Source organism: Vibrio sp. SCSIO 43133 (assembly GCF_023716845.1).
GTDB lineage: Bacteria > Pseudomonadota > Gammaproteobacteria > Enterobacterales > Vibrionaceae > Vibrio > Vibrio mediterranei.
In genome coordinates this window covers 1,735,638-1,758,738 of record NZ_CP068024.1, presented here as the reverse complement: position 1 = coordinate 1,758,738, position 23,101 = coordinate 1,735,638, and the positions used below count along the sequence as shown (strand labels likewise).

Here is a 23,101-nt window from a genome sequence, read left to right as displayed (position 1 = left end):
TTAGATAGTGGGAATATGATGAGCACCCAAGTATTTCTTCGGGTGCTCTTACGTACTTAGTCTTCGTTAGTGGCGGATATTCTATGGATCGCCAGATCCGCTCCGTTAAATTCATCTTCTTCAGAGAGTCGTAATCCGGCTACTTTATCCAGAATGCCATATACTGTCCCTGCACCGATTACCGCAACCACCACGCCCGTGACCGTGCCAATAAGCTGAGAAGCGAAACTAACGCCCCCTAACCCGCCCAAAGCTTGCTGTCCAAATATCCCGGCAGCAATACCACCCCATACGCCGCAAAGCCCATGCAAAGGCCACACGCCTAATACATCGTCGATCTTAGTTTTATTCTGTAAGTAGGTGAACACCCAAACAAACAATGCTCCAGCAACTGAACCAGTAACTAGTGCGCCAATTGGATGCATCAAATCGGAACCTGCACAAATAGCCACTAAACCAGCTAACGGACCATTATGGATAAAGCCAGGGTCATTTCTTCCGACAATTAGCGACGCCAAAATACCGCCCACCATCGCCATCAGCGAATTCATAGCAACAAGGCCACTGATGCCTTCCAAAGTTTGCGCTGACATCACGTTAAAGCCAAACCAGCCGACACTAAGAATCCAAGCACCTAATGCTAAGAAAGGAATATTAGAAGGTGCAAAGTTAGTATGCTTGCCCGCACGAACTCGTCCTTTGCGCATTCCTAAAAAGATAACCGCGACTAGCGCGATCCAACCGCCAACGCCATGTACAACGACTGAACCAGCAAAGTCATGAAATCCGGCGCCAAAGCTCTGTTCTAACCAGTTTTGAAATCCGAAGTTACCGTTCCAAATCATACCTTCGAATAGTGGATAGACGATACCAACCGTAAAAAAAGTGGCAAGAAGAATTGGGTAAAAACGAGCTCGCTCAGCAATACCACCAGAAACAATGGCGGGGATTGCTGCGGCAAATGTCAGTAAGAAAAAGAACTTCACTAGCTCATATCCGTTGCCTTGTGACAATGTCTCCGCATCTGCAAAGAAAGTGCCCCCGTATGCAACCCAATAACCGATAAAAAAGTAAGCGATTGCCGAGACACCAAAATCGGCGAGTATCTTTACCAAAGCGTTTACTTGGTTTTTATGGCGAACGGTTCCCACTTCTAGGAACGCAAAGCCTGCGTGCATTAAAAACACCATGATGGCGCCCAATAGTAAAAATAGTGTGTCTGAGCTTTGCGTTAGTGTTTGTACGGCTCCATGTACCTGCTCTACCGAAGTGGTCATGTACTAATTACTCCTTTGCAACGATTCAATCCATGTAATGCACAATATCTGTGCTTCTGATTCTTTAAGCACACCAAAATAGGGAGCGCTAAAATCGAACGTTGTATAAGGCAATTAGCATTCCACTTATTGTCCAAACACAAGATAATCACTAAGTTATTGAATATTTGGATAAATACATGTTTGCTAATCAGTAAGGTAGGACGCGCGGGCTTTAAAATCGCACCAATATAGTGAAATAGCACCAAAATGGTACGCACTACTATGTAGCAATGTTGTTATACCAAGAAATAGGGGATAAAAGAAAAGCTCCTTAAAAGGAGCTTTTCGACGTTATGGTAAGTGTTGTATAGGCTGTTCGGTATTACCAAATGTCATCGCGATATTTTGATTCAGCTTGCTCATTCCCATGAACATGCGAATGATCCACATAACAATCGCGACAGCAGCAAATAACATCCCAATGTAAGGAATAATATTTGCAATTTGGTCTATCCAACTGGCTTTGTACCAGTAGTTAGTCACTCCTTTTAATAGCCCGTTCGATGTTGCTACCGTTACGATTAAAACAACAAAGAAAGTTAGGTTTAAAAAGAACGTGCGAATTAAACCATAATAGTGAGAGTTTACTACTTCGCTATCTTCACCTTTGTCTAAACGGTAACCTGCATAAATGATGGCAATCACGCCAGACAGTAACAAAGTAAACGGCGTAAACAAACTTAAGATATACGCCACCCAAATACCTTTATGATGTTGGTGCATAAAGTCCTCTACCCCTTTACGTTAATTTCTGCTCTGGTTTGACGGAATCAGGTTTGGCTTCGTTTGTCGTCGCTGTACCTTCACCACTTTGACCTTGCTTCATTTCCTCGTACCAAAGATCATGGTGTTCTTTTGCCCAAGTTTCGTCAACGTCACCTGTAACCATACCTTCTAACGCCCCTTCCATACCGAATAGACCGATATAGATATGGAATACGAATCCACAAATCAGTATAAGAGCTGAGAACATGTGAACTAAGTTAGATAGCTCCATATCTTTTCTCGTTTGTCCAAAGATAGGGAAATCGAGAATAAGACCACTCACTGCCGCGATAGCTCCAAAGAAGATAAGCAACCAGTAAATCGCTTTTTCACCACCATTAGAGAATCCAGCAGATGGGTGCGAACCTTTATGTTTACCAACCATCCCACCAAGTTTCATGAACCATTGCATGTCTGTCTTATTAAAGATGGACTTTCTCCACCATTTAAATAGAACAGCAAATAGCAGAATAAAGAATATTGGTCCCATGTAGTTGTGATACTGCTTAGCAAGATACACCGTCCAACCCCAAAGCTCGGTCGGTACATAAGGCTTCATAAAGTGTTTGCCATAAACAAGCATTAAGCCACTAAATGCCAACGTAAGAAAGGTAAACGCCATACTCCAGTGGAGAGCACGGTCCATTCTTGACCAACGACGTAGCTTTTTGCCGGTGCGAGCCCCGCTTAGTTTCAAAGGGCCAACTAAGAAGTACATCAATACCACCATACTGATGCTGCCAAAGATTGCGACAGCTGCAGCAGGTGACATCCATTTCTCTTTGAGGATAAACCACGTTTCCCCTGGTGTACTGATTAACACACCATGTTCAGGAGAAGCAGACGTTGTTGTACCTTCCACCCCTTCTTTCACATGACGCCAATAATCCGCACCCGCGAGTTGCGTCATCTCACCTCTAACGACTTGATTGCTTTTACTCTCTTCTGCTCTTACTCCAAACGACAGTACAAGCATCACTGCTGCCAATAAAGGCAGCAGTGAGAGAGCCAATTTTCTAAGCAAACCTTGTTCTTTAAACAAAATAGGCATAGAGCTCTCCATTAGCTTTTCGTTGCGTCGTAAGCCAGATCATTGCCGTCAGTCCAGCCAGCATTCTTAGCACCGCGCTCTACAACACGTTGACGGAAGATATCAGACACTTTTTCTGCATCACCCGCTAACAATGCTTTTGTTGAGCACAATTCAGCACACATTGGCAGCTTGCCTTCTGCTATACGGTTAGCTCCGTATTTTGCACGTTCCTCTTCAGAGTTGTCTTCTGTTTCAGGACCGCCAGCGCAGAATGTACATTTGTCCATCTTACCGCGTTCGCCAAATGCTGCTTGTTTCGGGAATTGCGGAGCACCAAATGGACATGCAAATAAGCAATAGCCACAACCGATACAAAGGTCTTTGTTGTGAAGCACGATGCCATCTTCAGTATGCTCAAAACAGTCTGCTGGACACACCGCCATACATGGCGCGTCTGTACAGTGCATACAAGCAACCGAAATTGAGTTTTCACCAGGTAGGCCGTCGTTTAATGTTACAACACGTCTACGTTGGATGCCCCACTCAAGCGCATCATCGTTTTCGTTTTTACATGCAGTGACACAGCCGTTACATTCAATACAACGCTTGGTGTCACATAGGAATTTCATTCTAGCCATTTTATGACTCCTTACGCTTTCGTGATGTTACAGAGAGTGACTTTAGTTTCTTGCATCTGAGTCACCGGATCATAACCATAGGTTGTTGCAGTATTCGCTGCTTCACCTATGACGTAAGGGTCACAACCTTCTGGGTATTTAGAACGAAGATCTTCACCTTGGAACTTACCGCCGAAGTGGAAAGGAATAAACGCCAAGCCTGGTTTCACACGAGGTGTCACCATCGCCTTGACTTTGATTCGTCCTTTCTCTGCACCTTCAACCCATACCATGTCACCATCTTTAAAACCGATGTCATTGGCATCTTTAGGGTTAACTTCAACAAACATTTCACGTTGTAGTTCAGCTAGCCAAGGGTTTGAACGTGTTTCTTCACCACCACCTTCGTATTCAACCAGACGCCCAGAAGTCAGTACGATTGGATACTCTTCCGATTTGTCCTGATCCTGAATCGACTTATACATGGTTGGTAGACGGTAAATTGATTCGCTGTCATCCCATGTTGGGTAGTCAACAACAAGATCACGTCTTGGCGTATAAAGCGGCTCACGGTGTAAAGGAACACGGTCAGGGAACGTCCAGACAATTGTACGAGCTTTAGCATTACCAAATGGCATGCAACCATGCTTAATCGCGACGCGCTGGATACCACCTGATAGGTCGGTCTTCCAGTTCTTGCCTTCTGCAGCTGCTTGCTCTTCTGGTGTTAGATCGCCCCACCAACCCAATTGTTTAATGAGCTTGTCGCTGAACTCTGGATAGCCATCCTCAAGTTCACAGCCTAGCGAGTAGCTGTCTTCTGCAAGCAAGCTCTTACCTTCGAATTCCACACCAAAGCGAGCACGGAAGTTACCACCACCTTGCGCCACAGGTTTCGAAGTATCATAAAGAATATGAGTACCTGGGTGTTTCATCTCAGGTGTACCCCAACATGGCCATGGAAGACCGTAGGTTTCACCATTGATAGGACCGCCCTCGGCTTCCAGTGAAGTTTTGTGGAACGTATGCCAGTTTTGTTGATGCAGTTTCAAACGCTCTGGGCTTTGACCGGTATAGCCAATGGTCCACATGCCTTTATTGAATTCACGAGTAATGTCTTCAATGTTTGGCTGGTTATTTTCGACTTTAATGTTCTTGAACAACTGCTGTTCAAAACCAAGCTTCTTAGTCAGAAGGTACATGATCTCGTGGTCAGGTTTTGAGTCGAACAAAGGTTCAATGACTTGGTCACGCCACTGAAGTGAACGGTTTGAAGCTGTTACAGAGCCGTGAGTTTCAAACTGAGTCGTTGCTGGCAGAAGATACACACCATCAGTACGGTTGTTCATAACCGCAGCGTGTGTTGGATATGGGTCAACAATAACCATCATGTCGAGCTTTTGCATTGCTTTTTGCATCTCAACACCACGAGTTTGCGAGTTAACCGCATGACCCCAGTAGAACATTGCGCGAATATTATCGTTTTGCTCGATGTTGTCTTTATTTTCAAGAACTCCATCAATCCAACGAGAAACAGGAATACCCATGTTGTTCATCGGTTTCTTGCCGCGATACTCGTTTTGGTCAAAACGTTCTTTGATCCATTCGTAATCAACGTCCCATACTTTAGCCCAGTGTTTCCATGAGCCGTCTGCTAGACCGTAATATCCTGGTAGCGTATGAGATAGCACACCAAGGTCTGTTGCACCTTGAACGTTATCGTGACCACGGAAGATATTAGCACCACCGCCAGAACGGCCAATATTACCTAACGCTAACTCCAGAACACAGTAAGCACGAGTATTGTTGTTACCCGTCGTATGTTGAGTACCACCCATACACCAAATGATGCTTCCTGGACGGTTTTCAGACAGGATCTTCGCAGCTTTGTAGACATCTGCTTCACTCACACCTGTTACACGCTCGACTTCTTTCGGATTCCATTTCGCGACTTCCGTACGGATTTCGTCCATACCAAATACACGTTGGCGAATAAACTCTTTGTCTTCCCAGTTGTTCTCAAAGACATGCCACAAAATACCCCAGATGAACGCTACGTCGGTACCCGGACGCAGTGAGCAAAAATGATCAGATTTTGCAGCTGTGCGGGTTCGACGAGGGTCCGCAACAACAATCTTACATCCATTCTTTTCTTTAGCGATCAGAATGTGCTGCATTGCAACAGGGTGCGCTTCTGCTGGGTTAGAACCAATGAACAGCATGGATTTACAGTTATGCATGTCATTGAAAGAGTTCGTCATCGCACCGTAACCCCAAGTGTTTGCAACACCTGATACGGTTGTAGAGTGACAAATACGGGCTTGGTGGTCGACGTTATTCGTACCCCAAAGCGATGCCATCTTTCTGAACATATAGGCTTGTTCATTGTTGTGCTTAGCACTGCCCAACCAATAAACCGAATCAGGGCCCGACTCTTTGCGGATTTCAAGGACCTTGTTACCAATCTGTTCGATAGCTTCGTCCCAAGAGAGCTTTTTCCACTTACCACCTTCCAATACCATCGGGTATTTTAGACGACGTTCGCCATGTCCGTGCTCACGCAAAGCAGCGCCTTTCGCACAGTGACCGCCGGCGTTAAAAGGGTGATCAAAAGCGGGTTCTTGGCCGGTCCAAACGCCATTTTGAACTTCTGCGTATACACCGCAACCTACCGAGCAGTGAGAACAGATAGTACGTTTTACTTCTGTTTTCGCATCGATTGGCACTTCTTTCGCTTCGGCTTTTTTAATCATTCCTGGTGCAAACGTATAGGCACCTGCCGCTAAACCACCAGCGGCAATGGATGAATTACGCATGAAAGCTCGGCGGCTTAGACCTAACTTGTTTTCATTTTTGCTGACGCTCTCGGAGCGTTTGGTCAATTTCATGAGATGCTCCTAGAGTGTGTCGTAATAGTCTTTGACGTGTTGCGTTTCACGATAACCACTTTTGTCTTGGTCATCCTGCTTAACATCAACAAGTTCAGTATTTGTTGCTGCTTTCGCAGTGCCAGAAATTACGGCTCCGGCTACAGCCGCTGTCGTTAACCCCTTTAAGAGATTTCTGCGACCTTCATTAAGTTGTGGCTGTTCGCCGTTTTGTTTTGCTTTGCTCATATATTGCTCCCTGAGTGGATGCCTATCCGTGAGATGGCATCTCTAGTTCGCGGACATTACTTCGTGGTTATGTTCTTAACGTCTATCTTCATTTTCGTCTGCGTAGAGCTTATGCTTTCAGCATATTTCACCTGCTCCACATCGAAAAACGCTTCCATAAGTGTAGAAACAGCTCGGTAAAACTGCGCACTTTTTGCGCAATCAATCTGTCTACACAAATCTTGATACCAAGGAGAAAGGTGTTTATTGAAAAACGCCTTCGCTTGCTCTTCTTGGTTTTGACTGATCAAATACGCCATCACTTCACTGATTGCTGAGATATGATCTTCCGGCTCTTTGACGGATTCATCTCGCTCCAAACCCAGTTGATTTAGGTCGTGTCTAATTAGTGCTAAAGGCTTCTCCATCAAAGAACCTGTCAGGTGCCAAGAAGCGAAAGGGACAACTTCACCTCTTCCTACTCCTATAAACAAATCTTGATATTCATCTTCTAAAGCACTGACTTCAGCTTTTTGAGCTGCTTTAGAAAGCAGTTCCCAAGCCGCCGTCATTTGATTGATCCCAACTTCGATTTCTAAGGACGATAGAAAATCGATCGTTTCACGTTCTGGTGCTCCACGACAAAGCGTTGAGATAAGCAAATAAATGTCACTTCTAAGCTCGTTGTATTCGTTATCCATTGACATTTCTTCCTAGTATTTCAGTTGCTCAGATGGGTTTTCTGCCATGCTTTCAAACACATCCACCACTCGACAGTCTTCACACATAGCGATACGTCTTAGTGACTCTTCATTATCAAAATGTGAGTGACCGCGTAACTTATCTTGTAGCATTGTTATCATGGATTGAGGAGCAAATGGTTTACCGCAGCGCAGGCATTCGGCCGCTTTTTCTTCATGAAGCGCCACAGCTGAGCGGCGGGATTCACTGTCCCAATTGATACGTTGGGTTAACGACAAAGCAGATTCAGGACAGGCTTTTTCACACATGCCACACTGAATACAATCTTGTTCTATAAAGTCTAAGGCTGGTCGATCACCATCGTTGTGTAATGCTTTGGTTGGACACACGGCCACACAGGCCATACATAACGTACATTTGTCCGTGGCACACTCTACAGTGCCGTATGGTGCGGTCGTTGGTAGTGGCAAGATGCTCTGTTCAACTTGGCGCTGTTCTACTAAGGCATCAAGAGCGTGGTACAAACGTGCCCTTTTATCACCTTGAATATCACCGAGTCTAAGACCAAGGTCTTCTTCAGTAAGAGTCGGAAGCCCTTCTCTTAAAGACTCAAGATAAAGAATGTCGATGGTTTCACGGGCCAAACCCAAACTATCAAGCAGTTGCTGAGCCATACCCACTTCGCGATTTAACACCGTTTGAATCGTTTCCGGCATATGCTTACTAGCAGCAAACAGCACTTGTGTTGCGCCATTTACCAAGGCTGCAAACCAAGTATCTATACCCACAGAAGGTAATTCTTCGACAACAACGGGAATTACATTGTCAGGAAGGACATTCAAGGCCATAACGTTGTAAGATTCGTGGCGAGAGCTGCAGATAAGGACAATCGCTTTCTCCCCACCTTGGTTATGGTAGTTAGCGAGTGTTCGTTCGATAAACTTCTGCGTCTCCTGAGGGGTTGGCAGCGCATAGTGAATGGCTTCGGTTGGACAAGCGGTTGCACAAGTTCCAACGCCTTGGCAAAGGTAAGGGTTAATTTCGATCTTATGGCCGATCTTATCATTACCTTCACTACTTAATGCACCTGCTGGACATGCATCCACGCAACGCTCGCAGCCTTTAACGCCTCGAGAGCTATGCGCGCACAAATCCGTATTAAGTCGAAAGAACTTTGGCTTATCGAACGTACCCATTAGCCCTGGTATTTCCTCCAGAGCATCAGCAAGTTTAGGATACCCGCGCCCCACTGGATAATAACCCGGAACAGGCACTTCTTCCGACATACAACCATTCAGAGATAAGTCCAGAACCACATCAAACACATTACGGCCAATGGAGACTTCAGCAAGATTAACCGCTGATTGATTATTTTGAATGTGGACACTGAAGGTTCCGAGAAACCCGGAAATTTCGATACTATCGGCGTAATAGAGATTACCGTTGTCCGATGGTTCTCCATCTGTCGATAACAAAGTGACTGAATGCATAGTAGACAGCTGCTCAGCGGTACTTGTTATGATGGCAGTAGGACCAACGATTAATGTATCACCGTGACTTTCATAACTCACAGTGGGTGGTATGAGATTCGACAATTCAACGGTATTTTCAAACGCGAAACTTCTGGCGCGCCCATTTTGAGTCGTCGATTGTTGTAATAGTTGTTTTATCATTGCTTGCTTCCAGTGCAGGAGTCTTGACGCTCCATAGCTATTGGTTTTATATGAACCATATATCACTGCCTGCAATATCTGTTCCAAGTCGTACAAAAGCCAAATTTACTGATTTATTAGTAAATTAGCTTAAATACCATTGGGAAAATTAGGGAGAAATGTCGCGTGAGACAAAATGTCTCATTTGGTGAGAAAATATTATGAGACAAAATGTACCTATATTTTGTGTGGTAAATTTTGTCTCATAATCAATTGATTACGAAGTCTTGTCATTTGGTTCGTGGTCATCAAAACCTTGGTTGTCGAAATAATCTGCATCCGCCTCAGACTTCTCTATATCATCCTGCCCTTCAGTTTCTGTGTGTAGAGTTTCGATGTCTTTGTGGTCTTGTTCAGGTTGAGCTGAAGCAACTGGTTCTTGCGGTTCTGTCTCATCCGCCACATTTTTTATCCAGCCACGCAATGTTTCAGCCACATCAGACGCCAACGGTTTTACCGCTGAATAATCATGGTCATAATCGTTGAGTCCATCTACAACATTATATTCAGGACTCATGAACATCTTACGCAGTGCTGCCTTTTTGACAGCTTTATCTACCTCTGGATTAGCCAGTAATTGAGAGACTGAAAGCTCTTCGGGTTTCTCAGGAACCTCAGAATCGAGCGACTTTTCACCTTCCGAACTGCACTCTTCATGTTCTGCTTGCTCTCGCTCAACTTCTGACTCTGCGTTACCCTCAGCGACCGCATCAGCTTCATTGCTTTCTGGCAATGCGTCGAGCTCTAATTCGTCTTTATTCTCGTCGAGCTTGCGCTGCGACCAACGTGATAGAAAACTACTGGCCACTTGAACGCCCCGCTCCTTTACGCTTTTTACGTCTCACTTCCAATAACTCTCCATGACGACCTATGAAAGCCTCCATCCAAGCTTGAATGGGTAATGGTATTGGTTTTGACAACACAAGATAATCACCGTCCATAAATGAGCCAGCAACTGCCTGTGAAGCCGTAACCATAATTGGCGTTAAACTGGTTTCCTCATGTGAATCTAAAACAACGAACAACATTGGATTTTGCGAGCTCAAGTTAAATCGGTAATCAGTACGCTCGTCGCGATAAAGCTCCAAAGTGGCATGAGGCTTGCTGATATCTGTAACTTCTAATTTAAATCCATCGAGTTCTCGCTGTGTTGTCGTCCAGCGACCCACTTGTTTTTCAACGATGGAAAGATCGAATTGTAGCGGCCATTGATGCTCGTTTTTCTCGACAATCAGACCGTCTACCAAAGAATCTTTGTTAGGAATGGATTCAGGTGATTCTGGATGCATTTCATGTCCCTAATTTTAGCGTTTGGTATTTGCTTACTTAATCAATCTTAGCAATAATCAAGCCAATAGCCTCATGCTAGCGACCAACAAAAAGGATAAACGCGTGGTTAAACCCAACATTATTAGAACAAGCGAAAATCCCCTACAGACCATTGAAGTCGATGTCTATGACGAATATGGAGAAAAGCTAACCAAACAGATTGCCTGTGAACGACCTCTTACCGTTATGCTGAACTGGAAAGAGATCGTCACTCTTATGACTCTTGGCTCAAGACCAGACTCATTAGTTCTGGGGTATCTGAAAAACCAAGGTTTCTTGTCTGACCCTGATGCCATTGAATCATTGATAATCGACTGGGAAACTCACTCTGCTGCCGTCATTACCAAAGAAAATACCGATTTCCTCGACGAAGCGTTGAAGAAAAAAACCGTCACTTCAGGTTGTGGTCAAGGCACAATGTACGGCAATGTGATGAAACAGCTCGAAGGTTATCAAGTTCCGCAAACGCCTCTAAAACAGTCTCAAATCTATGCGACTTTAGAAGCACTAACGCACTACAACGACACCTACAAAAAAGCGGGGGCCGTTCACGGATGTGCTATTTGCCAACAAGATAAAGTACTGTCATTCGTGGAAGATGTTGGTCGACACAATGCCGTAGACACACTTGCCGGAGAAATGTGGATAAACCAAGAAACCGGTGAGGATAAGATTTTTTACACCACAGGACGTTTGACCTCAGAGATGGTTATCAAAGTGGCACAGATGGGTATTCCAGTCCTGTTATCTCGCTCTGGCGTTACTCAAATGGGCTTAGACCTTGCTAAACAATTTGGTATTACCACCATTGCTCGAGCTAAGGGATTACGCTTCCAAGTGTTTACTGGGGCGGAGAAGATTGAGTTTGATGTGAAAGGTGAGCAAGCATAATAGTTGCTTGAGATATTAAAAAAGGAGTCCGAGGACTCCTTTTTGTTTGGTTCGAATGGCGCTATAAGAGGTTCCTGTTTTACTTAGGAATTGCGACTCTGAGGTCAGTACTCTAGATGATTAAACACCGCGAGCTTTTAAGAACTCTTCGTATGTGCCTTTGAAATCCGAGATCTTGTTGTCTTTGATTTCGAGAATACGTGTCGCGATTGACGATACAAACTGACGGTCATGTGATACGAAAAACAGCGTACCTTTATAGTTTTCTAATGCCAAGTTTAAGGATTCGATAGATTCCATATCCATGTGGTTAGTTGGTTCATCCATCAACAACATGTTCGGCTTATGCATCATAAGTTTACCTAGAAGCATACGACCTTGCTCACCACCAGACAGCACTTTTACTGACTTTTTAATATCATCCTGGCCAAACAACATCCGTCCTAAGAAACTACGTACCACTTGTTCATCATCGCCTTCTTGGCGCCACTGACCCATCCAATCAGTCAGGTTCATGTCTTCTTCAAAATCATGAGCATGGTCTTGGGCGTAGTAACCGATATTGGCATTTTCTGACCATTTAAACTCACCCGTTTTCGGTTCAAGTTCACCGGCTAACGTGTTAAGTAGCGTTGTTTTACCTACACCATTCTCACCGATGATTGCAACACGCTCGCCAACTTCAAAGATAGCGTTAAAGTCAGACCACAATACCTCTTCAAAACCATTAGATAGGTTTTCCACGTTCAAAGCATTTCTGAACAGCTCTTTTTCTTGATCAAAGCGGATAAATGGGTTTTGACGGCTTGACGCTTTCACTTCTTCTAACTGAATCTTATCGATTTGCTTAGCACGAGAAGTTGCTTGCTTCGCTTTCGATGCGTTAGCTGAGAAACGAGAAACAAACGTTTGTAAATCAGCAATTTGAGCCTTCTTCTTAGCGTTATCAGCTAACAGACGTTCACGAGCTTGTGTAGCTGCAAACATGTATTCATCATAGTTACCCGGATAAACACGTAGCTCACCGTAATCCAAATCAGCCATATGTGTACACACGCTGTTTAAGAAGTGACGGTCGTGCGAAATGATAATCATGGTGCAATTACGTTGGTTAAGTACCTGCTCTAGCCAACGAATCGTATCCATATCCAAGTTATTGGTTGGTTCGTCAAGTAGCATGATGTGTGGGTCTGCAAACAGCACTTGCGCCAATAGAACACGCAACTTCCAACCTGGAGCAACTTCACTCATTAATCCAAAGTGTTGTTCTTCAGGAATACCAACCGCAAGTAGCAGTTCTCCTGCTTTTGCTTCCGCCATATAACCATCAAGCTCAGCAAACTGAACTTCAAGGTCCGCAACTTTCATCCCATCTTCTTCGCTCATTTCAGCCAAAGAATAAATACGATCACGTTCTTGCTTGATGGCCCAAAGTTCTTTGTGACCCATAATAACAGTGTCTACAACCGTGAACTCTTCATAGGCGAATTGGTCCTGGTTTAGTTTTGCTACTCGCTCGTTAGGGTCGTAAGAAACGTTACCGCTTGTTGGCTCCAACTCGCCGCTCAAGATTTTCATGAATGTAGACTTACCACAGCCATTCGCGCCGATCAGACCATAACGGTTACCTTCGCCAAACTTGATAGAAATGTTTTCAAACAGTGGTTTAGCACCAAACTGTTGAGTGATATTTGCGGTTGATAGCACAAGCGTTACCTTTGAGATTAAACAAAACTGCGCAACCCTACAGTCTCTTGCCTTCAGATGCAAGTGACAACTGCATTCCCGCCCTATTGATGCGTAGGATTCTGGTGACTAGACGTGCATCTTTTTAGCTGTGAAGCAATATTCTCTATCTTTTTATCGGCTGTCACGTGCAGAGTGTGGCGACGCTAACTACACTAAATTAAGAATTTAAATAGTTACAACTAGTTACGAACAGTGGTGTGCTAATAATGATCAATAAATCTCTCTGGATAGCAGTGTTAACGCTTTGCCTTAGCTTTCCAGCCTCTGCACGATGGGATTACCAAGATGACGATAATCCTGTCCCCTCTGAAGACGCCCAATCACTGGCTACTGAAATCGCTGCGTTACCTGCGAAGTTATTCTTAACGCCTCAAGACAACAATAAGGTAAGACGTCTACTCGCTTATACGTTAGATCAACAAGATCGTGAAATCTTGTCTTACGATGAAGCACTTGCGGTGTTTCGCGATGATGTAACTGACGAACATTGGTTTGACGTTGAAACGCAATATCTCACACTTAACAGTTTGAGCCATAGTAAACAAACTTTGTTAGAACTCGCCTCAGACAAGACATTCGATCAACTCACCGGGTTCGGTCCAGATGGCGTAACTCAGTTTAAACAAGAGTGGCGTATTACCACTCTGAACGCCGAATACTTTATCTTCTTTCAGTTAAGAAGTTTGAAGACCCTGGTGACGGAGATATTTATCTCCCCTGTCCCCGTTATTTGGGTAGGTATCAAGGTATTCTTTATTTATTGCGTTCTAATGTGGTGGCTGACTAATCAAAGGCGATTATTTGATCAACTAAAATCACATGTTGCATCTGTGGTAGGCAAGCCACCGATTTGGGTTCGATTTATCTGGTATCTTGGTCGTGCAAGTATAGCAATTGCTTGGTTGATCGCTATTACCGTCTCTTTACGTGTTCTTAGTAGCATCGAAGTGTTATCTCAACTGTCATATCTAGAGTTATTTACTTGGTGGATACTTGGAGGCTCTATTGCGATCTCCTTTATTTTGGAGTTTGTTCATCGCAATAGCTTCGCGACCAGTAAAGAGATCGTTGCACTACGACTTTCCACTGTTAGACGTTACGTTTGGAGCTTTATCGTTGCGGGTCTTGTATTGCAAATAGCGGCTCAAACTCTTGGCAAAGGAACAATTTATTACTGGATATCGAGCTTTTTTTCTTTGTGGTTCGCGTTGATTACCATCACGGTAATCGTAATGTGGAAAGATACTGTTTTTAGCTCGTTAGAGAAGATCTCCGAGAAGCCACTATGGGTGACATGGGCGACAGGTAAAAAAGATATATTTATAGTCGGCCTCATCGCCACCTCACTCGCGACGTTATGGATTGCACTGCATCACCTTAAAAACCGCCTTATTGGGCTCTTATCTCAATATACGGTATTCAATCAGGGACTCACCTACCTGTTTAAAATAGAGGTCGCAAAACAAACCGGTAGCAGCGCAGACAGTAACCTAGTTCGAATTAAAGGAGATTCTGCGTTTGATTATGTCCTACCCGGCGATGATTTCAGTCCTTTAGTAGAATACGCCAAAGATGAATTTCAACAACTGTCAAAATACCTGCTCACCAATAGCCCTGCTATATGCGTCATCACTGGCGAACGAGGTGTTGGGGCAACTAGGCTTCTGAAGCAGGTATTGCATAAAGTAAAAAACGCTGAGCCAGTTTATGTAAACTGCCCTCTAGCAGGTTATAACCAGCTATTAATTCACTTTGCTGTAAGCATTGGATTGGAAGAAGACGCAAGCGAAATGAAAATCCTCAGTCATTTGCGTAAAAGCAATACCAATTATCTTATCGCAATTGATAACTGCCAAAGACTCGTAAAGCCCAAGGTGGGCGGACTCAACGATCTCATCCGCTTTACCAATTTACTGCGTCGTTCCAAAAAGAGCCATAGAGCGGTGTTTTCCATTGAGAAGGCTAGTTGGCGATTTGTTGATAGAGCCAGAGGTGAGCGTCTGCTTTTCGATTGGGTTGCATTTCTTCCTAAATGGTCAGAAGAGCAAATTGGCGCTTTGTTAGATAGCCGAATTAACCAAGGCCCCGAGCATAAGGTTGGCTTTGAAGGTCTTGTTGTGCCTAAGCAATGGGATAACGATAGTGAGTCTGAAGAAGATCGAGCGAAACAAGGTTTCTACCGTATTTTGTGGCATTACTCCGATGGCAACCCGACGGTTGCTTTGCGTTTCTTTAGGTTCTCACTACGACGAAATAAAGACACCGATTCCGTAGTCGTCCGCCTTTTTCATGCGCCTGAATCCGAAGAACTCGATAAAATGCCAAAACCGATGCTGGCCATACTACGCTCCATCGTTCAACTGGAAGCGGCTTCTCCTGAGGATGTGTCCGACTGCACCCAACTTACTATCTCTGAAGTTATTGGCACATTGCGTTATTTTCAAAGCCGAGGTTACATAGAGTGGAAAGAGGACAAGGCTCGTATTTCCGATCACTGGTTTAGACACATTACTAACGTGTTGGATCGCCAACATTTGCTGGTTAAATAGGAGGTTACATGAAACAGCTTATCTACATCATTGTTTTGTTATTACTGCCTTCTGTCAGCTTTGCCAATGAAGAAGTAGCTTCTGTGGACAGTATTACTCAATTTGCCACCTTGATTCGTTGGTCCGGTGTCGTTCTCAGTGTCATCATCATAATGGCAACTTGGTTGCTGATTAAGTTTATGAACTCCTTGGTGGACAGCATTGGTAGTCAGTTCGTGCAATATCGAATGCTATTGCAAAAGCTACAGTCCTTCTTGCAATTCTTCATCTACATGACCGCTGGTATCGTAGTTTTCATGTTGAGCTTTAGAATTAACGATCACATTCTTGCCCTTATAGGTGGCACGCTTGCCGTTTCGGTAGGTTTCGCGATGAAAGACCTTGCAGCCTCCTTTATTGCAGGCCTAACAGTGATGATTGACCGACCTTTCCAAGTAGGTGACCGCGTCACATTTGAAGGTAACTATGGCGACATTTTGACTATAGGGCTGCGTTCTGTGCGTATGAGAACCTTAAATGATGACATCATTACCATTCCAAACAACAAGTTCCTTAATGAGGTGACGGTTAGCGGAAACTACGGTGCACTCGATATGCAAGTTGTGATTCCGTTCTATATTGGAATGAATGAAGATATCGTCTTGGCGAGAAACTTGATTCAAGAAGCGGCCTCCTCTAGTCGTTACATTCACCTGCCTAAACCTGTTACCGTTCTGGTGAAACAGACCATCACTGACAATTATCTAGCGATTCAGTTGACTTGTAAGGCGTATGTTGTTGATACCGCCTACGAGAAACTATTTGAAACTGATATTACTCTGAGAGTTATGGAAGAATTTAAAAAGCATGGTATTAACCCACCACAAATCGCTGTCAGGTCAAGCTAACAACGTCCGCACGATCATACTAAGCAAATGAAATTTGTCGTTTAGATAAAAACTGCAAGTTGATGTGCCACAACGACCTATCTACTATTCCGGGCAGTTACGGTAGTAGGCGTGATAACGCTTACTACCTATCTGAAACCTTTGGAGTAATTGTCGTGAACAAATTTCAGAATCTGAATTACGATAAAATGGGTAAAGAACGCATCAAGCGTGAACATGATTTATTAAAGCTGAACTGTGTTAGTGACAGTGAGTTTGAATCAAGAATGGCGGTATGGGACCGCATGGCACTTTCTTCTGCACCACTGGGAGAAGCAAAGAATTTTATTGAAGCGACGTTTAACAAATTGCAAAACGACGTTGTAAACGCAAGCCGTGACTTTCAAGTTAGCTTTAGTGATTTCGAAGCAATGGCAAAAGACGAAATTAACTACATTCGAATCAATGTAGCGGATCAGAAAACACAATTTGTGTGGTATGCCATTATCACTTTAATGGTTGCTGGAACTGTCGCTATCTGTATGTAGCTTCAAGCCACATTAACATCGACCGTTTGCAAAGATATCTCGATATACATCGAGATATCTATTGTGAATAGTTACAAGCATCTCTCATATTACAGAGCGTCAAACTCACGTTTCTTTTCTTCATACCACGCTTTCATTTCCTCAGGATTTTGCATCATCGCCTGAATCTTATTCATTGCATCAAGGTGTGCTGGGTCTTGTTTCTGATACATTTCCATCCCGTGCCGCTTACTTAACTCAGCAATTTGTTCGAATGTTTCTGCTTCAAACACCACATCGCAAGCCCCACCAAGCTGTCTACAAGTCATTGATTTCATCTCGTTCCCTCTTCATATAGACAAAGTGCTCATCCTCTCTAATGGTAGCGAAAGAATGACGTTTATACAGATGATGAACTTTACTTCCTTGTAAGTGGTATAGCGTAAATAGCTTAGATTACTACCTTGTGATACAAGAACGTCTAATCTGAGAACCAATCCCTTAGCTTTGGAACTTAAGCAATCGTTAGGAACGTCCTTGGTGGTAATACGCTTTATATACTCCACTCATATTTATTACGTTATGCGCTAACCAGTAAATGATGATCTGCTTTTTGCGGCAAATAGAGTGTAAACTGGCTACCCTCACCAAGTTTCGACTTAACACGGATCTCACCTCCCGTTTGACTCAGAATACTCTGAGATACAGAAAGACCTAATCCGGTACCATCTCGCTTAGTGGTGAAAAATGGATCGAAAATTCGTTTGATATTGGCATCAGAAATGCCACAGCCTTCATCGATAACATGAATAAGCGAACCGATGCTTTGCCCTGCTTCTACCCAATCTTCTGTTAAGACGGTTAAACGCCCCTTACCTTGCATAGCATGAATGGCATTCATTTGTAGGTTGACTAGTATTTGCAGGAGTTGATGTCTATTCACTTCAACTGGCGTTTTCGCATTAAGGTCTACGATGAACTCCACGTCGCGTTTCTTCGCTCCAGTTCTTACCAAAGTGACGCTTTCATCCACAATTGGGTTCACGTGCTGCCATGTTACTTCATCTTGCACACCACCTTGGCGACTGTATTGCAGTAGACTTCGAGTAATGTTTCGAATACGGTCGATTTGAGCCAATATGACATCAATTTCTTCTTCAACGCGAGATACATCGGATCCCAATTCGAAGCGCATAAGCTCAACATTACCCAGAATAACTGCCGTTGGGTTGTTAATCTCATGGGCAATGCCCGCAGTTAGCTCCCCTAAAGCGGCCAGCTTTTCATTGGTAACCAGTTTATTTCGAGTTTGGTTTAGCAGCTTGATATGTAACTCAAGTTGCTCCGTTTTCTCTTTTAGGCTAGCGGTACGAGAATGCACTTTACCTTCAAGTTCATGGGCCGCTTCTTGAATCTGTTCATTGCGGAACTGTAGCTGATTAAGCATGTTGTCAAACTGCTTAGCGAGTTGACTTAGTTCGTGTTTATCATCCAGCCCTAACTCACCAATGCGTTCTTCATCTTTGCCTAACTGAACCATTTTCACCACACGGTGGATCTGTTCTATGGGTCTAAATAGATCGCGAGCACCACGATAGACAATAAAGCCCGAAACCAATAGCAAGCCAATGATGATGACGCTTACCTCACCAATATTAGTGATATAAGTTTTAATCAATGGCCAAACTAGATATCCAGTGTAAGCAATGCCCACAATGTTATTATCGATATCACGAATAGGCTTATAACCAGCGATGTACCACGTGTCGTAAACGTACGCTTTATCTATCCAACTCTCTCCCTTGATTAACACTGCATTGCTAACCTCTTGAGACACTAAGGTACCAAGTGCTCGTCTACCCGTGTATGACTCATCCATCGGTACATTAGTCGCGATTCGTAAATCGTCCAAGAACAAGGTCACCGTCCCTTGTATATGACGTTCAAGATTGCTCACTGGATAAATAGTGTCACGAATTCGATCCACCAACGCCAAGTTGTTGTTCATCAGGACGCCACCATCCAAATAACCTAACAGGTGACTGTTGTCGTCAAACACAGCGATGATAGAACGGCTCACCAAAGAGCGCTCCTCAAGCACGTGATTTTCTTGCTGCCAAACTTCTGAGTGTTCCGCCAGTGACGGTTCCATTTCAAAAGCAGCAGATCTCGACAACACATCAAAGAAAGAGCGTTGCTGTGCCATTTTTCGGTATTCTGACTGACTAATTTTGTTGGCCGGCATCCAACGCAAGAAGTCCAGTTGATAACGCTCGCGTTGGGAACTCACCCACACATCAAATTCGTTATTGGTTTGAATATGATTCAAGCGAGTCCGAAATTCATACGATTCAGAGAAAGCTTGGATGTGGTCGAATTGTTCATCTTGCAAGCTATCGATTTTGTCGCCCACGATGCTCAAGCGCTCGGATACGTCGATCAGCGCACTCTGCCATGTATAGTGAATAGACCAGTATGCCGTTATTCCAAATAGTGCGATTAGAGTGAGGAAAATAGGCGCTGACGTTAAAAACAATAGGCGGTATCGAACCATTGATTTGGTTCTGTAGCGCCATTTGCTCCATAGGCGCATCAATTTATTCATCTACGCAGCCTTCGTCCCACTCTTTGTACTTACGCTCCAACGTCTTTCGTGCTACACCTAGATCTCGCGATGCTGCCGATTTATTGCCGGAATGTGCTTCTACCACTTGTTGAATGTGAGATTTTTCGACATCTTTTAGAGACCATGAATTAGGGTAGCCAAACTGACCATCTTGAATCATCGAATTCGCGGGCATCGTGGTCAAATCGTTGACAGACATGGTGATAGAAGTGTTAACCGGTGCTCCTTTTAACTCATTAAAGTAGTGAGCTGGCGGTTTATTGAGAAGAATGCAGCGTTCTAACAAGTTCTTAAGTTCACGCACATTACCTGGCCAATCGTAATCTTGCATAGAGTGCATATCTTCATGAGCCCATTTTGGTTCTGAAACACCAAGCTCTTTGGCAAGTGATCGAGTAAAGAAAGGTACCAAGTCTGATAAGTCAGCAAGGCGTTCTCTTAACGCCGGCACTTCTATTTTCAAAACATTTAAACGGTAATAAAGATCCTGTCGAAACTTCCCTTGATCGACCTCTTCTTGTAAGTTGCGATTAGTTGCGGCAACGACTCGAACATCAATACTGATCTCTTTTTCTGTACCCACAGGCCTAACCGTTCTCTGCTCCAGTACACGCAGTAGCGATGCCTGCATAGCTAGAGGCATTTCACCTATTTCATCTAGGAATAATGTTCCACCGCTGGCTACCCGAAAAAGCCCTTCTCGATTCTTTTTAGCACCTGTAAAAGCACCTGCGGCGTGACCAAACAATTCACTTTCTAATAGCTCTGGAGCTAATGCACCACAATTTATGGCAACAAATGGCCCCTGGCGTTTACTGGCTGTATGAATACCTCTCGCAACTAACTCCTTACCCGTACCCGACTCACCTTCTATCAACACTGACGCTCTAGATGGCGCAAATTGACCAATGAGCTGTTTTAAGTTCTTCGTCTTTTCAGAAAGGCCGATAATTTCTTTACTAACACGTCGGCTAATGTCATGACTCAAAGCGACATTAATTCTTTCAGCCAGTCGCTTATCCATACAGCGTTTAACGGCTTGCAGCATTTGGTCTAGGTTGAAGGGCTTTAGGATAAAATCAGACGCTCCTAATTTTAACGCACTGATCGCGACCTCCAAGTCGGCGTAACCAGTCATAAATATCACGTCGGCTTTACGATCTAAGTCGTTAAACGCTTCTTCCCACTCAATCCCAGACCTACCAGGTAAGTTGATATCCAAAATGATAAGGTCATAGTGATGGTTGATCCTAAGCTGTTCGGCTTCTTCAACACTTCCTGCAGTGTCTACTTGTCCAAACCCTTTACTCAATGCTTTTTTAAGAATGGCTTGCATGCCGACTTCATCATCAACGACCAGTACAGAGAATGCGAGATATGGTGACGTCAATTGGTTGGTAATTTCAGAGGTTTGAAAAAAAGTCATAAATATTTGTATTCGTTCCTATTTGAGACAGAGTGTACCAATCTGCTACAAAACATCATGGGTTAAATTGCGACATTTTGTCCCAGCTCAAACTAATTGTAGTTTAACTGCGAGAAATATTAGCAAAATGTCGCACTTTGCCGCTTTTTTTCTAAGGAAATTATGGCATTGTCTTTGCTTATGGGTACCACGCGTATAGAAACAGGTACCATAAACATAACGAAGGGTATCTAGTGCATGAATCGTGTTGGTGGCGTTGTTCTTCACCAAACTATCATGCGTTTACGTAGATTAATGATAAAAATAACCAAAATGGACAATACTATGACATTCTCAAGATTAATGGTTTCTGCTGTGTCTCTAGCAGCACTATCTGCAACGGCTTATGCAGATAATACAGATACCGACCAATCTCGCATCCGCCTCGCAACTACAACCAGTACCTATCATTCAGGTCTTCTAGACTACCTACTCCCAGAATTTACTACTGATACTGGCTATCAAGTTGATATTATTGCAGCTGGTACGGGTAAATCTCTGAAAATGGGAGAAAATGGTGATGTTGATGTCGTGATGACACACGCTCCTAAAGCGGAACAGAACTTTGTCGATGCCGGCTATGGCATAGAACCGCGTAGCGTCATGTATAACGACTTCGTAATCGTAGGACCAGAGAAAGACAGCGCTGACGTACACGATCAGAAAACCATAGAAGAAGTGTTCTCGCATATCGCTAAAACTAACGCCATTTTTATCTCTCGAGGTGATGACTCTGGTACTCATAAAAAAGAACTGCAAATCTGGAAACAAACCAAGATTGAACCTAACTTCGGCGGCTATCGTTCTGTAGGTCAAGGTATGGGGCCAACACTTAATATGGCCTCAGAAATGCAAGGCTATACAATGACAGACAGAGGGACTTGGCTTGCCTATCAAGCTAAGCTAGACCTTGAAATCTTGTTCCAAGGTGACAAGCAACTCTTCAACCCGTACCAAGTCATTATTGTAAACCCAGAACGTTACCCTACTCTTAATACCAAAGGCGCTCGCGTACTGAGTGATTGGTTGGTATCAGATAAGGGACAATCTATGATCAATAGCTATCGTAAAATGGGCGAACAATTGTTTGTCGCTGATGCGAAGAAAACGAACAGTTAATGAGCATCACTGAAACCACTATGGAGGCGTTAAGCCTCCTATTTAGCCTCGATAAAGACCTATGGCGTATCGTAGCCGTCTCGTTCAGCGTCTCTATATCAGCTGTATCACTGGTTGTTTTGCCCGCTATTATTGCCTCATATCTTCTGGCCTACAGCAATTTCCCCGGCAAGTGGTTTCTGCTCTCATTGGTGAACACCATGCAAGCGATTCCCACCGTTGTGATTGGCTTGCTTTTGTATATGCTGCTATCACGCTCGGGACCTTTAGGTGACTGGGAAATGCTGTTTACTCAACGAGCCATGATTGTGGGTCAAATATTGATCTGTTTTCCAGTTTTGGTGTCAATGATGCATGGCGCGTTACAAAGCACCGACCGAAGAGCAATGGAAACCTCTGTAACATTAGGTGTATCTCGTTTTAGAACACTTATGACACTCATTTGGGAGTCGCGTTTTCCGTTAATGGCTGCTGTGATTGCAGGTTTTTCTCGAATCGTAACTGAAGTGGGCTGCTCAATGATGGTTGGTGGCAATATCATGGGCCTTACCAGAAATATCCCTACAGCGATTGCTATGGAAAGTCACAAAGGAGCTTTTGCACAAGGCGTCGCCTTAGGAATAGTCCTATTGGTATTGGCATTAGTGCTCAACTTTATGCTGTCATCAATGCGTGGTAAAGGCGTTCTAAGAACTTAACTTGCTCAACGTTTTTTGTTTCAAACACTATAATTAATT

Annotated in this window: 20 protein-coding genes; 6 read left to right on the top strand and 14 right to left on the bottom strand. The window is 43.9% G+C overall.

The genetic code is table 11. From position 1 onward, the window contains the following. Positions 1–56: 56 nt before the first annotated feature. The 10 genes from JKJ11_RS08385 to JKJ11_RS08340 form a co-directional block, all read right to left on the bottom strand. Complete coding sequence (locus JKJ11_RS08385) at positions 57–1,277, bottom strand: ammonium transporter (RefSeq protein ID WP_252039070.1); 1,221 nt, start codon at positions 1,275–1,277, stop codon at positions 57–59. 333 nt (positions 1,278–1,610) lie between these two features. Next, positions 1,611–2,042, bottom strand: a complete 432-nt coding sequence (locus tag JKJ11_RS08380) for a hypothetical protein (RefSeq protein WP_006075149.1) — start codon at positions 2,040–2,042, stop codon at positions 1,611–1,613. Positions 2,043–2,058: 16 nt separating this feature from the next. Next, positions 2,059–3,060 (bottom strand): formate dehydrogenase subunit gamma, encoded by a 1,002-nt coding sequence (locus JKJ11_RS08375; RefSeq protein WP_370736779.1) that lies wholly within the window; start codon positions 3,058–3,060, stop codon positions 2,059–2,061. A gap of 86 nt (positions 3,061–3,146) precedes the next feature. Further along, a complete protein-coding gene (gene fdh3B / locus JKJ11_RS08370; protein WP_006075147.1) occupies positions 3,147–3,755 on the bottom strand; it encodes a formate dehydrogenase FDH3 subunit beta in 609 nt (202 codons plus the stop codon). Positions 3,756–3,766: 11 nt separating this feature from the next. After that, positions 3,767–6,622 (bottom strand): formate dehydrogenase subunit alpha, encoded by a 2,856-nt coding sequence (locus JKJ11_RS08365; RefSeq protein WP_006075146.1) that lies wholly within the window; start codon positions 6,620–6,622, stop codon positions 3,767–3,769. A 9-nt stretch (positions 6,623–6,631) separates the two neighbouring features. Further along, complete coding sequence (locus JKJ11_RS08360) at positions 6,632–6,850, bottom strand: transcriptional initiation protein Tat (RefSeq protein WP_006075145.1); 219 nt, start codon at positions 6,848–6,850, stop codon at positions 6,632–6,634. A 56-nt stretch (positions 6,851–6,906) separates the two neighbouring features. Further along, on the bottom strand, positions 6,907–7,530 hold the full coding sequence (locus tag JKJ11_RS08355) for a TorD/DmsD family molecular chaperone (protein ID WP_006075144.1): 624 nt from the start codon (positions 7,528–7,530) through the stop codon (positions 6,907–6,909). 12 nt (positions 7,531–7,542) lie between these two features. Next, entirely contained in the window at positions 7,543–9,204 is a 1,662-nt protein-coding gene (locus JKJ11_RS08350; RefSeq protein WP_252039069.1) for a 4Fe-4S dicluster domain-containing protein, read from the bottom strand. 256 nt (positions 9,205–9,460) lie between these two features. Further along, positions 9,461–10,051, bottom strand: coding sequence for a DUF3306 domain-containing protein (locus tag JKJ11_RS08345; protein ID WP_252039068.1), 591 nt, complete (start codon positions 10,049–10,051; stop codon positions 9,461–9,463). Then, the gene (locus tag JKJ11_RS08340) at positions 10,041–10,532 is read right to left on the bottom strand and encodes a DUF3305 domain-containing protein (RefSeq protein WP_252039067.1); all 492 of its coding nucleotides are present in this window, start codon (positions 10,530–10,532) and stop codon (positions 10,041–10,043) included. Before JKJ11_RS08340 ends, JKJ11_RS08345 begins: the two co-directional genes overlap by 11 nt. A 103-nt stretch (positions 10,533–10,635) precedes the next feature. Between JKJ11_RS08340 and JKJ11_RS08335 the strand changes: the two genes are divergently transcribed. Continuing rightward, positions 10,636–11,463, top strand: coding sequence for a formate dehydrogenase accessory sulfurtransferase FdhD (locus JKJ11_RS08335; protein WP_038223221.1), 828 nt, complete (start codon positions 10,636–10,638; stop codon positions 11,461–11,463). Positions 11,464–11,583: 120 nt separating this feature from the next. Here JKJ11_RS08335 and JKJ11_RS08330 read toward each other — a convergent pair whose 3' ends face one another. Continuing rightward, on the bottom strand, positions 11,584–13,170 hold the full coding sequence (locus JKJ11_RS08330) for an ABC-F family ATPase (RefSeq protein ID WP_038230565.1): 1,587 nt from the start codon (positions 13,168–13,170) through the stop codon (positions 11,584–11,586). Positions 13,171–13,418: 248 nt separating this feature from the next. Between JKJ11_RS08330 and JKJ11_RS08325 the strand changes: the two genes are divergently transcribed. The 3 genes from JKJ11_RS08325 (at position 13,419) to JKJ11_RS08315 (ending at position 17,175) form a co-directional block, all read left to right on the top strand. Then, positions 13,419–15,761: an ATP-binding protein gene (locus JKJ11_RS08325; RefSeq protein WP_252039066.1), complete on the top strand. Its 2,343-nt coding sequence runs from the start codon at positions 13,419–13,421 to the stop codon at positions 15,759–15,761. An 8-nt stretch (positions 15,762–15,769) separates the two neighbouring features. Beyond that, the gene (locus JKJ11_RS08320; RefSeq protein ID WP_062460461.1) at positions 15,770–16,648 is read left to right on the top strand and encodes a mechanosensitive ion channel family protein; all 879 of its coding nucleotides are present in this window, start codon (positions 15,770–15,772) and stop codon (positions 16,646–16,648) included. A 188-nt stretch (positions 16,649–16,836) separates the two neighbouring features. Further along, positions 16,837–17,175, top strand: coding sequence for a hypothetical protein (locus JKJ11_RS08315; RefSeq protein ID WP_038222382.1), 339 nt, complete (start codon positions 16,837–16,839; stop codon positions 17,173–17,175). 89 nt (positions 17,176–17,264) lie between these two features. On the opposite strand, the gene JKJ11_RS08310 is transcribed toward JKJ11_RS08315, so the two are convergent. The 3 genes from JKJ11_RS08310 to JKJ11_RS08300 all read right to left on the bottom strand — a co-directional run bounded on the left by JKJ11_RS08310 (position 17,265) and on the right by JKJ11_RS08300 (position 21,206). After that, positions 17,265–17,492, bottom strand: a complete 228-nt coding sequence (locus tag JKJ11_RS08310; RefSeq protein ID WP_252039065.1) for a DUF1059 domain-containing protein — start codon at positions 17,490–17,492, stop codon at positions 17,265–17,267. 242 nt (positions 17,493–17,734) lie between these two features. Then, the gene (locus JKJ11_RS08305; protein WP_006071483.1) at positions 17,735–19,759 is read right to left on the bottom strand and encodes a sensor histidine kinase; all 2,025 of its coding nucleotides are present in this window, start codon (positions 19,757–19,759) and stop codon (positions 17,735–17,737) included. Next, entirely contained in the window at positions 19,752–21,206 is a 1,455-nt protein-coding gene (locus tag JKJ11_RS08300; protein ID WP_252039064.1) for a sigma-54-dependent transcriptional regulator, read from the bottom strand. The genes JKJ11_RS08305 and JKJ11_RS08300 overlap by 8 nt, the downstream gene beginning before the upstream one ends. Positions 21,207–21,530: 324 nt before the next feature. Here JKJ11_RS08300 and JKJ11_RS08295 point away from each other — a divergent pair, with 324 nt between their 5' ends. Continuing rightward, complete coding sequence (locus JKJ11_RS08295; RefSeq protein ID WP_252039063.1) at positions 21,531–22,364, top strand: ABC transporter substrate-binding protein; 834 nt, start codon at positions 21,531–21,533, stop codon at positions 22,362–22,364. Continuing rightward, positions 22,364–23,062 carry an ABC transporter permease gene (locus JKJ11_RS08290; RefSeq protein ID WP_006071480.1) on the top strand — a complete coding sequence of 233 codons (699 nt, stop codon included), beginning with the start codon at positions 22,364–22,366 and terminating at the stop codon, positions 23,060–23,062. The genes JKJ11_RS08295 and JKJ11_RS08290 overlap by 1 nt, the downstream gene beginning before the upstream one ends. The last annotated feature ends 39 nt before the right edge of the window (positions 23,063–23,101 follow it).

Bases quoted from the DNA above. Each gene is read 5' to 3' on its own strand.
- JKJ11_RS08310 (WP_252039065.1), bottom strand. From the start codon at position 17,492: ATGAAATCAATGACTTGTAGACAGCTTGGTGGGGCTTGCGATGTGGTG.
- JKJ11_RS08315 (WP_038222382.1), top strand. From the start codon at position 16,837: ATGGGTAAAGAACGCATCAAGCGTGAACATGATTTATTAAAGCTGAAC.
- JKJ11_RS08355 (WP_006075144.1), bottom strand. From the start codon at position 7,530: ATGGATAACGAATACAACGAGCTTAGAAGTGACATTTATTTGCTTATC.
- JKJ11_RS08350 (WP_252039069.1), bottom strand. From the start codon at position 9,204: ATGATAAAACAACTATTACAACAATCGACGACTCAAAATGGGCGCGCC.
- JKJ11_RS08340 (WP_252039067.1), bottom strand. From the start codon at position 10,532: ATGCATCCAGAATCACCTGAATCCATTCCTAACAAAGATTCTTTGGTA.
- JKJ11_RS08380 (WP_006075149.1), bottom strand. From the start codon at position 2,042: ATGCACCAACATCATAAAGGTATTTGGGTGGCGTATATCTTAAGTTTG.
- JKJ11_RS08365 (WP_006075146.1), bottom strand. From the start codon at position 6,622: ATGAAATTGACCAAACGCTCCGAGAGCGTCAGCAAAAATGAAAACAAG.
- JKJ11_RS08320 (WP_062460461.1), top strand. From the start codon at position 15,770: ATGAAACAGCTTATCTACATCATTGTTTTGTTATTACTGCCTTCTGTC.
- JKJ11_RS08300 (WP_252039064.1), bottom strand. From the start codon at position 21,206: ATGACTTTTTTTCAAACCTCTGAAATTACCAACCAATTGACGTCACCA.
- fdh3B (WP_006075147.1), bottom strand. From the start codon at position 3,755: ATGGCTAGAATGAAATTCCTATGTGACACCAAGCGTTGTATTGAATGT.
- JKJ11_RS08295 (WP_252039063.1), top strand. From the start codon at position 21,531: ATGACATTCTCAAGATTAATGGTTTCTGCTGTGTCTCTAGCAGCACTA.
- JKJ11_RS08385 (WP_252039070.1), bottom strand. From the start codon at position 1,277: ATGACCACTTCGGTAGAGCAGGTACATGGAGCCGTACAAACACTAACG.
- JKJ11_RS08290 (WP_006071480.1), top strand. From the start codon at position 22,364: ATGAGCATCACTGAAACCACTATGGAGGCGTTAAGCCTCCTATTTAGC.
- JKJ11_RS08325 (WP_252039066.1), top strand. From the start codon at position 13,419: ATGATCAATAAATCTCTCTGGATAGCAGTGTTAACGCTTTGCCTTAGC.
- JKJ11_RS08360 (WP_006075145.1), bottom strand. From the start codon at position 6,850: ATGAGCAAAGCAAAACAAAACGGCGAACAGCCACAACTTAATGAAGGT.
- JKJ11_RS08305 (WP_006071483.1), bottom strand. From the start codon at position 19,759: ATGAATAAATTGATGCGCCTATGGAGCAAATGGCGCTACAGAACCAAA.
- JKJ11_RS08375 (WP_370736779.1), bottom strand. From the start codon at position 3,060: ATGCTTGTACTGTCGTTTGGAGTAAGAGCAGAAGAGAGTAAAAGCAAT.